This is a genomic window from Longimicrobium sp. (genome assembly GCF_036554565.1).
In the GTDB taxonomy this organism is placed as follows: domain Bacteria; phylum Gemmatimonadota; class Gemmatimonadetes; order Longimicrobiales; family Longimicrobiaceae; genus Longimicrobium.
Window position 1 is genome coordinate 1 of sequence record NZ_DATBNB010000097.1, and the last position, 3,605, is coordinate 3,605.

Here is a 3,605-nt window from a genome sequence, read left to right on the forward strand (position 1 = left end):
CTCGAACGCCACCAGCCCGCCGAACGACCATCCGGCCAGGTAGTACGGCCCTTCCGGCTGGACCGACCGGATCTCCTGCACGTGCTCGGCGGCGAGCCGGGTCAGCGGACGCGATAGGTCCTCGCCCAGGTCCCGCACCCCGTACACCGGCTGCTCCGCGCCCAGGTGGCGCACCAGGCTGACGTAGCTGAGCACCTCCCGGTCCGTGGCATGGACGCAGAACAGGGGCGGCAGCGATCCGTCCGGCTGCAGCGCGACCACGGGTGCCCGCGCCGCCGACGCGTCCTGCGCGAGGATCGCGGCGGCCATCTGCCGGACCGTCGCGCCCGCGAAGAGCGTCGCCACGGGAAGGTCGCAGCCGAACCTGCGGTTGACGCGCGAGAAGAGGCGCAGCGCCAGCAGGGAGTTGCCGCCGAGATCGAAGAAGCTCTGCGTCGCCCCGATCGCACGAACGCCCAGCAGCTCCTCCCAGATCTGGATGAGCTGCACCTCCACGTAGTTCCTCGGCTCCATGAGCCCGCCCTCCGCGACGCCGTACTCCGGCGCCGGGAGCGCCCGCCGGTCCAGCTTGCCGCTCGGCGTGAGCGGAAGCCGCTCCAGCGCGACGAACGCCGCCGGCACCATGTACTCCGGCAGCTCCCCGCGCAGGTGCTCGCGCAGCACCCCCGCCTCCGCGTCACCCACCACGTACGCCACCAGGCGCCGGTTCCCCGCCTGGTCTTCGTGCACGGCCACCACCGCCTCGCTCACTCCCTCGCGCGCCAGGAGCCGGGCCTCGATCTCGCCCGGTTCGATCCGGTAGCCCCGCACCTTCACCTGGGTGTCCACACGCCCCAGGAACTCGATGGTCCCATCCGCCAGCCACCGTCCCAGGTCCCCCGTCCGATACAGCCGCGCTCCGGGCTCGGCGCCGAACGGGTCGGGTACGAACTTCTGCGCCGTAAGCGCCGGCCGGCCCAGGTACCCCCGCGCCACCCCCGCGCCGCCCACGTACAGCTCGCCTGCGACGCCGACGGGCACCGGCTCCCCGCGCACGTCCAGCAGGTAGACGCGCGTGTTGGAGATCGGTCCCCCGATCGAAGCGCCGGGCGCCTCGCCCTCCGCGCCGCAGATGCGCGCCGTCGAGGTCACGGTCGCCTCCGTGGGGCCGTACTCGTGGTACCGCCGCGCGCCGGGCAGCCGGGCCCGGAGCTCCGCCACCATCCCCACGGGGATGGACTCGCCCCCGAGCAGGATCCGCCGCAGGCTGGCGCAGGCTTCCAGCCCGGGGTGCTCCAGGAAGGCCTGCATCTGCGAGGGGGTGAGGACCATGGTGCTGACCTCCTGGCGGCGGATGACCTCCACCAGGTAGTCCACATCCCGCTGTCCGCCGGGCCGCACCAGGACCAGGCGGGCGCCGACCACAAGGGGCGAGAACAGCTCGCGCACCGAGACGTCGAAGCTGAGCGACGTCCGCTGCAGCAGCGCGTCGCAGGCCGCGAACTCCCAGTGCCGTTCTCCCCAGGCCAGCAGGTTGATGACGTTGCGGTGCCGGTTCATCACCCCCTTCGGCTGCCCCGTGGAGCCGGAGGTATAGATGACGTACGCCAGGTTCTCCGGGGTCAGCGCCCCGCGCCCGGGGTTGGAGTCCGGCTGGCGAGCCCAGGCGGGACCATCTCCATCCAGGACCACGACCGGAACGTCCGATGGGCCGAACCGTCCCGCCAGCGAGCGCTCGGTCAGCAGCACCACCGGCGCGCTGTCCTGGAGCATGTAGCCCAGCCGCTCCTGGGGATACTCCGGGTCCAGCGGCACGTACGCCCCGCCGGCCTTGAGCACCGCCAGCACGGCGGCCACCATCTCCAAGCCGCGCTCCACGCACAGCGCCACCTGCGCCTCCGGCCCCACGCCGAGCGCGCGAAGGTGGTGCGCCAGCCGGTTCGCCCGGGCGTTCAGCGCCGCGTACGCCACCTCCTGGTCCTCGTAGACCAGCGCCACCGCGTGGGGAGTGCGCTCCACCTGCGCCTCGAAGAGCTCGTGCACGCAGACGTCCCGCGGATATTCCGCCTCCGTGCGGTTCCACTCCTCCACCACGCGCGCGCGCTCCGCCTCGCCAAGAAGATCCAGCCGCGAAAGCCGCACGTCCGCGTCGGCGGCGACCTGCTCCAGCACCCGTTCCAGGTGGCCGATCATCCGGATTATCGTGCCGCGCTCGAACAGGTCGGTGCTGTAGTTCAGTGCGCCGCGCAGGCCCTGGGGGGTCGCCCCGAGCGTCAGGGAAAGATCGAAGTTGGCGCTCGCGAGCTCCGCACCGGCTCCGCTCACCTTGAGCCCCGGGAGAGCGCTTCCCTGGCCCTCCGCGTCCTGCAGCACGAACAGCACCTGGAAGAGCGGCGAATGGCTCAGGGACCGCTCCGGCTGCAGCTCGGCGACCAGCTTCTCGAACGGGACCTCCTGATGCTCGTACGCTCCCAGCGTCGCCTCTCGCACCCGCCCCAGCACCTCGCGGAAGCTGGGGTTCCCCGCGAGGTTCGTGCGCAGCACGAGGGTGTTGACGAAGAAGCCGATCAGCGGCTCCACCTCCCCGCGCGTGCGCCCGGCGATGGGGCTCCCCACAACCACGTCCTCACCCGCGCCGTACCTGCTCAGCAGCACCTGGAAGGCACCCAGCAGAGTCATGTACAGCGTCGCGCCTGCACTTCGCCCCAGCCGCTGGAGACGCTCCAGCAGCTCCAGGGAGAGCTCCACGGGGACCGTCGCGCCCCGGAACGTCTGCACCGCCGGGCGGGGATGGTCCGTCGGCAGCGCCAGCAGCTCCGGCGCGCCCGCCAGCCGCTCCCGCCAGTACGCAAGCTGCCTTTCCAGCGCTTCGCCCTCCAGCTGCTCGCGCTGCCACACCGCGTAATCCGCGTACTGAACCGGCAGTTCGGGGAGCGGAGACTCCCGCCCCTGGCGGTACGCCTCGTACAGCACCGACAGCTCGCGGATGAACACCCCCATGCTCCACCCGTCGCTGACGACGTGGTGCATCGAGAGCAGCAGCACGCGGTCGTCGGCGCCGAGCCGCAGCAGCGCCACGCGGAAGAGCGGGCCCGCCGAGAGGTCGAACGGCCGCCTCGCCTCCACGTCCACGCGGCGGCGCACCGCCGCCTGGCGATCCGCCTCGGTCAGTTCCGACAGGTCCTCCACTGGCAGGGCGAACCCGCCGAAGGGCGCGATGACCTGCACCGGCGAGCCGTCCACCTCCGCGAAGATGGTGCGCAGCGACTCGTGGCGCCGGACGATTTCGCCCAGGCTGCGCTCCAGCGCCGCCTCGTCCAGTGCACCGCCCAGGCGCCATGCCATGGAGATGTTGTAGGTGGTGCTTCCCGGGGCCAGCCGCTCCAGGAACCAGAGCCGCTCCTGCGCGAACGACAGCGGCAGCGCACCCGTACGCTCCACCGGGACGACGGGCGGCAGCGCCGGCAGCCCGGCGCGGCGCATCTCCCCCACCCGCCCGGCCAGTTCCGCCACCGTGGGTTCCTCGAAGAGCGCGCGCAGCGGCAGCTCCACGGCGAACACCTCGCGGATGCGCGACACCACCCGCGTAGCCAGCAGCGAGTGCCCCCCCAGCTCGAAGAAGCTTT

General features: G+C 72.2%; 1 protein-coding gene. It reads right to left on the reverse strand.

Annotated features, from left to right (window positions below):
• Positions 1-3,605 (reverse strand): amino acid adenylation domain-containing protein (locus VIB55_RS02630; RefSeq protein WP_331875112.1); only part of this gene is annotated, 3,605 nt, incomplete at both ends.